The organism is Streptomyces sp. NPDC054841, assembly GCF_053611045.1.
Map to the genome: position 1 here is coordinate 1 of NZ_JBSGZO010000470.1, position 6,414 is coordinate 6,414.

A 6,414-nucleotide genomic window follows, 5' to 3' on the forward strand; every position below is an offset into this window, starting at 1 on the left:
GAATCGACGTTCCGGTGCGGCGGCCCTCGTGGCGGGTGCGAAGAGAAGGGCTGTCAGCCCGTCGAGCCTCCGAACCAGCCGCCGTTGCCATTGCCGTTGCCGTTGGTGCTACCGCCCGTGGTGGTTGGTGAGGGGCTGGTGGTCACTCCGCCGTCCGTGGCGCCACCGTCGGTAGTGCCCACGTCAGTACCGGCATTGGTGCCACCGCCGTCCTGACCGCCCGTAGGGTTGCACTTCCAGTCGAACGGGTCACAGGAGTTGCTGGGATCGGGAGTACCGGACGGCGTCTGGGACGGCGTCTGGGACGGCGTCTGGGACGGCGTCTGCGAGGGCGTGGCGGAAGGCGTCGGCTCGGGGCTGGACAGACCGCCTCCGAAGACCCCGTCGGCGTCCAGGGACTCCGGCTCGGGGAAGCGCTCGACCTTCGTGTCCTTCAGGGCCTCCGCCATGTAGTCGTGCCAGATCTCGGACGGGAACGACGAACCGTGGATCTTCTGCTGACCACCCGTACCGAACATCTCCTCGAACTTGCGGTTCTTGCTCTTCGCGTCGTCGTCCATCCGGTACATGTCGATGGCGGTGGACAGCTGAGGCGTGTAGCCGACGAACCAGGCCGACTTGTTGCCGTCGGTCGTACCGGTCTTGCCGGCGACGTCCCGGCCCGGGAGCGCCGCGTTCCGGCCCGTGCCCGCGGGGTCCTCGACGACATCCTTCAGCACATCGGTCACATTGCTCGCGATGGCCGAGGAGAACCGCTGATCGGACTCGTCCTCGTGGTTGTAGACCACCTCGCCACGATGGCGTGCCTTGAGGACGGAGAACGGCTCGCGCTGCTCACCATTGGCGGCGAAGGTCGCGTACGCGCCCGCCATACGGATGGCGCTGGGGCTGGAGATACCGATCGAGAACGACGGGACGTTCGACTTGACCAGCGAGTCCTCCCGCAGCCCGGCGTCGACCGCCGCCTCCCTCACCTTGTCGATGCCCACATCCATGCCCAGCTGGACGAAGGGCGAGTTGGCAGAGCGGACCATGGCTTCACGCAAGGTGATGTCCTTGTACGACTTATGGCCGTCGTTGGCCTGCAGCCACTGCTCTCCCTTCTCGTTCTCCCAGACCGTGCCGTCATAGTTCTTGATCTTGAGTTTGTCGATGGCGTTGTACTTGCTCTTGTCCGGGTCGACCAACGTGCGGTCTTCGTCTCCCTGATCAGCCGGGAGCTGCGGGTTACGCACGCCGTCCCGCATCGCAGCGGCGAGAACGAACGGCTTGAACGTCGAGCCGACCTGGGCACCGGTCTCGTCCGCATTGTTGGTGAAGTGCTTCGTCGCGTCCTCACCGCCGTAGATGGCGACGATCGCGCCCGTCTTCGGGTCCACCGAGGCGCCGCCGAACTGTACGTGGGTGTCCGTTTCCGGGCGCTTCTTCGGGTCGATGTTCTTCTTGCGGACGTTCTCGACGGCGGCCTTCAGCTTTGCGACCTTGGGCTTCTCGAAGGTCGTGTAGATCTCGTAGCCGCCCTTGGACAGGTCCTCGGCCGTGATGTTCCTGTCGTTCTTGTTGATGAAGTTGGCCTTGGCAAGGTCCACGAGATAGCCGGTCTGCCCGCTGAGCTGGGCGTTCTTCTTGGGCGGCACGGGCATCGGGAACGGCCCCTTGCGAGCCTCCGCATACCTCGAGGACTCGGGCTCGGGATAGCCGTCGTTGGCCATCTCTCCCATGATCCATTGCCAGCGCTTCACCGCGCGGGCCGTATTGGCCTCGCGGGTCGCCATCCGGTCGATCTCCGTGGAACCGGCCGGGTCGTAGTACGTGGCGCCCTTGAGCAGCGAGGCGAGGAAGGCGCACTGGCTCGGGCTGAGGTCCTTGGCGTTCGTGTTGTAGTACGTACGGGCAGCGGCCTGGATTCCGTAGGCGCCACGCCCGTAGTACGACGTGTTCAGGTAGCCCTCCATGATGTCTTCCTTCTCCAGTTCGGCGCCCACCTTCATGGAGATGAAGAGCTCCTTGACCTTCCGGCTCAAGGTCTGCGACTGATCACCCAGCATGGCGTTCTTCACGTACTGCTGGGTGATGGTCGAGCCACCCTGCGTCTGCCCGCCCTTGGCCATGTTGACCACGGCACGGGCGATACCCATGGGGTCGATGCCCGAGTCGGTTTCGAACGTCTTGTTCTCGGCCGACATCACCGCGTGACGCATCGCCTTGGGAATGTTCTCGTAGGAGATGATCTGACGGTTGATCTCACCACCGGTGGCAGCCATCTGGCTGCCGTCCTTCCAGTAGTAGACGTTGTTCTGCGCCCCGGCCGCCTCGTCCTGCTTCGGGATGCCCACCATCGCGTAGGCGATGGTCCCGGCGGCCATCAGACTGCCGAGGAAGCCGAGGCACAGCCCCGTCGTGAGCTTCCACGACGGGACCCAGCGCCGCCAGCCGTACTTGTCGTGGCGCGGGTAGTCGATCAGCCGCTTCTTGCCCGGGTTGCCGCCACGGCCGCGCCCAGGCCCACCGGGGCCGCCGCCACCACGCCGACCGCCGCCGTGACCGCCGTGGCCCGCGCCACCGCCTTCCGCGGCTCTTCTGCGGCCACCAGCGCCCCGCTGGGCGGCACGCCGAGCCTCTGCCCGGCCTCCGTACGGTTGCTCCTCCTGCCCGTACGAGGCAGAGGGGGTTCCGGTGCTCGTGCCCCGGGGCGGGGCAGCACGGCGGCCTGACGGAGGCTGCTGGGCGCCGCGCCTGGCCGCGGCACGTCCGCCACCCTGCGGCTGCGGCGGTTTGCGACGGTGCTCGCTCATCGAACGACTACTCCTCGGGCAGGCGCGAAGGCCTGGAAGCGGCAGTTGAGATCCGGTCCCCCCGCATCAATACGGACCAGCCCCGTGAAGGGCTCATCCGCAATGCATCCAGGACGATGACGCTCGCCGGCGTCACACGGTTCCCGGTGGTCTGCATGCCGCACAGACTACGCACGACCAAAAACCACCCTGGGTTGAAAATCACCCCAAAACAGGCATCTCGATTGCTGCGAATTGTCGATGTGACGCCGGTCACGATGCCTCCTCTTGTCGCAGCAAGAGCGCCGTTCTATCGTCTGGATGTATCGAGTCGATACATCAGAGCGGCATAGCAGCCAGGGAAGGCGGAGGAGGCGATCGATGAGCAGACGCTCCGGCATCCTCGAGTTCGCCGTTCTCGGCCTGCTCCGCGAGGCCCCGATGCACGGATACGAGCTGCGCAAACGGCTCAACACGTCGCTGGGCATCTTCCGGGCCTTCAGTTACGGGACCCTCTACCCCTGCCTCAAGACGCTGGTCGCCAACGGCTGGTTGATCGAGGAGCCGGGCAGCGCTCCCGAGGACGCCCTTGCCGCCTCGCTCGCGGGGCGTCGGGCCAAGATCGTCTACCGGCTGACGGCAGAAGGTAAGGAGCACTTCGAGGAGCTCCTCTCCCACACCGGCCCCGACACCTGGGAAGACGAACACTTCGCGGCCCGGTTCGCCTTCTTCGGGCAGACGGAGCGCGAGGTACGGATGCGGGTCCTGGAGGGCCGGCGCAGCCGGCTGGAGGAGCGTCTGGAGAAGATGCGTACCTCCCTCGCCCGCACCCGCGAGCGCCTCGACGACTACACGCTTGAGCTGCAGCGGCACGGCATGGAGTCCGTGGAGCGCGAAGTGCGCTGGCTGAACGAGCTCATCGAGAGCGAGCGGGCGGGGCGGGATCAGCGACGATCCTCCGCCTCCGAGGACGCTCAGCAGGACACCACATCTGTAGAGACGGGCGGCCTGCCCCGGCACCGGGGCGCAGTGTCCCCCGAGGGGAGCCCTTCCGGGCACTCCAACCCGCCGGATCCGTCCGATGACACCACCAAGTGAGGCCCCGCATCCATGCAGGGTCTCGTACGAGAACACACAGGGAGCAACCGGAATGGGTTCGGTTCGCGTAGCCATCGTCGGCGTGGGCAACTGCGCCGCCTCGCTGGTGCAGGGCGTCGAGTACTACAAGGACGCAGATCCGGCCGGCAAGGTGCCCGGTCTGATGCACGTCCAGTTCGGCGACTACCACGTTGGTGACGTCGAGTTCGTCGCCGCCTTCGACGTCGACGCGAAGAAGGTCGGCCTCGACCTCGCCGACGCCATCGGTGCCAGCGAGAACAACACCATCAAGATCTGTGACGTGCCGAGCACGGGCGTGACCGTGCAGCGCGGCCACACCTACGACGGTCTGGGCAAGTACTACCGCCAGACCATCGAGGAGTCCGCCGAGACCCCGGTCGACGTCGTCCAGACCCTCAAGGACAAGCAGGTCGACGTTCTCGTCTGCTACCTGCCCGTCGGTTCCGAGGACGCTGCGAAGTTCTACGCGCAGTGCGCCATCGACGCCAAGGTCGCCTTCGTCAACGCTCTCCCGGTCTTCATCGCCGGTACCAAGGAGTGGGCGGACAAGTTCACCGAGGCAGGTGTCCCGATCGTCGGCGACGACATCAAGTCGCAGGTCGGCGCCACCATCACGCACCGCGTCATGGCGAAGCTCTTCGAGGACCGCGGTGTCCGCCTCGAGCGCACCATGCAGCTGAACGTCGGCGGCAACATGGACTTCAAGAACATGCTCGAGCGTGAGCGTCTTGAGTCCAAGAAGATCTCGAAGACGCAGGCAGTCACCTCGCAGATCCCCGACCGTGAGCTGGGCGAGAAGAACGTCCACATCGGCCCGTCGGACTTCGTGCAGTGGCTGGACGACCGCAAGTGGGCGTACGTCCGCCTCGAGGGCCGCGCCTTCGGCGATGTCCCGCTGAACCTCGAGTACAAGCTCGAGGTGTGGGACTCCCCGAACTCGGCGGGTGTCATCATCGACGCCGTCCGCGCCGCGAAGATCGCCAAGGACCGCGGCATCGGCGGCCCGATCCTCTCCGCGTCCTCGTACTTCATGAAGTCCCCGCCGGTGCAGTACTTCGACGACGAGGCCTTCGAGAACGTCGAGAAGTTCATCAAGGGCGAGGTCGAGCGCTAAAGCTCGTCCGCTGTCCGATCGTTGAGGGTCCCCGGGCAATCCGCCCGGGGACCCTCTTCGTGTGTGACGCTTGCCCACATGCCTGTCGTACGTGATCTGCGCGTACTCCTGCGCCTGACGAACTTCCGCCGCCTGCTTGCCGTACGACTGCTCTCCCAGTCGGCCGACGGCGTCTACCAGGTCGCGCTCGCCACGCACGTCGTCTTCTCTCCGGAGAACCAAGCCTCCCCCGGCGCGATCGCCTCCGCCATGGCGGTGTTGCTCCTGCCGTATTCACTGATCGGCCCCTTCGTGGGTGTCCTCCTGGATCGCTGGCAGCGGCGTCAGGTCTTCCTATACGGGAATCTGCTGCGGACCGCCCTCGCCTGCTGCACCGCCGTGTTGATCCTCGCGTCCGCCCCCGACTGGCTCTTCTATGCGTCCGCGCTGTCCGTCACAGCCGTCAATCGCTTCATCCTGGCCGGGCTTTCCGCCACGCTGCCGCGTGTTGTCGATGAGGAGCGGCTCGTCATGGCCAACTCCGTCTCGCCGACAGCGGGTACCCTCGCCGCCACTGCGGGAGGGGGGCTCGCCTTCGCCGTACGGCTGGTCGCCTCCAACTCGGACGCGGCCGTGGTGCTGCTCGGCGCAACGCTCTACCTTTGCGCCGCACTCGCATCGCTGCGCATGGACCGTGGACTGCTCGGCCCCGATCCGGAACTGGTGCAGCCACGACTGGCCGCAGCCGTAGCGTCGACAGCCCGCGGCCTCGTCAGCGGGCTGCGCCATCTGACCAAGCGACGGGCCGCCACCCAGGTCCTCATCGCAATGACCTTGGTCCGCTTCTGCTACGGCGCTCTGACCGTGATGGTCCTGATGCTCAGCCGCTACGCATGGTCGGAGACGGAATCGGAAGGGCTGGCTCTTCTGGGTCTGGCCGTGATCATCTCAGGCGCGGGGTACTTCGCCGCGGCTGTCACCACCCCCTGGGCGGTCGGCCGGTTCGGCCAGTACGGCTGGGTGGCGATGTGCACGGGGGCGGCGGCCGTCCTCGAACCGGCCCTCGGCCTTCCCTTCACTCCCGAGCCGACGCTCGCCGCCGCGTTCGTTCTCGGCCTCGTCACTCAGGGAGTCAAGATCACCACGGACACAGTCGTGCAGACGTCCATTGATGACGCCTTCCGAGGTCGGGTGTTCTCCCTCTACGACATGCTGTACAACGTCGCTTTCGTCGGCGCTGCGGGTGTGACCGCCCTGATGTTGCCTCCCGACGGCAGATCCGTCCCGCTGGTCCTCATGGTTGCCGGGCTCTACGGGGCGGTCGCCGCGATGATGCTCCGGTGGCGGCACACGGGAGGTGTGCGCTAGCGGTGGCGATGTTTCACGTGAAACATCGCCACCCTCCGAACAGGACGGGCGCCATGTTTC

General features: G+C 66.2%; 4 protein-coding genes. 3 read left to right on the forward strand and 1 reads right to left on the reverse strand.

Annotated features, from left to right (window positions below):
- Window positions 1–53: 53 nt before the first annotated feature.
- Entirely contained in the window at window positions 54–2,795 is a 2,742-nt protein-coding gene (locus tag ACWGI8_RS36840; RefSeq protein ID WP_453667794.1) for a transglycosylase domain-containing protein, read from the reverse strand.
- 360 nt (window positions 2,796–3,155) lie between these two features.
- On the opposite strand from ACWGI8_RS36840, the gene ACWGI8_RS36845 reads away from it, so the two are divergent.
- From ACWGI8_RS36845 to ACWGI8_RS36855, 3 genes are all read left to right on the forward strand, one after another.
- Window positions 3,156–3,872 (forward strand): helix-turn-helix transcriptional regulator, encoded by a 717-nt coding sequence (locus ACWGI8_RS36845; RefSeq protein WP_453667795.1) that lies wholly within the window; start codon window positions 3,156–3,158, stop codon window positions 3,870–3,872.
- 52 nt (window positions 3,873–3,924) lie between these two features.
- A complete protein-coding gene (locus tag ACWGI8_RS36850; RefSeq protein WP_453667796.1) occupies window positions 3,925–5,007 on the forward strand; it encodes an inositol-3-phosphate synthase in 1,083 nt (360 codons plus the stop codon).
- A gap of 78 nt (window positions 5,008–5,085) precedes the next feature.
- On the forward strand, window positions 5,086–6,354 hold the full coding sequence (locus tag ACWGI8_RS36855; RefSeq protein WP_453667797.1) for an MFS transporter: 1,269 nt from the start codon (window positions 5,086–5,088) through the stop codon (window positions 6,352–6,354).
- The last annotated feature ends 60 nt before the right edge of the window (window positions 6,355–6,414 follow it).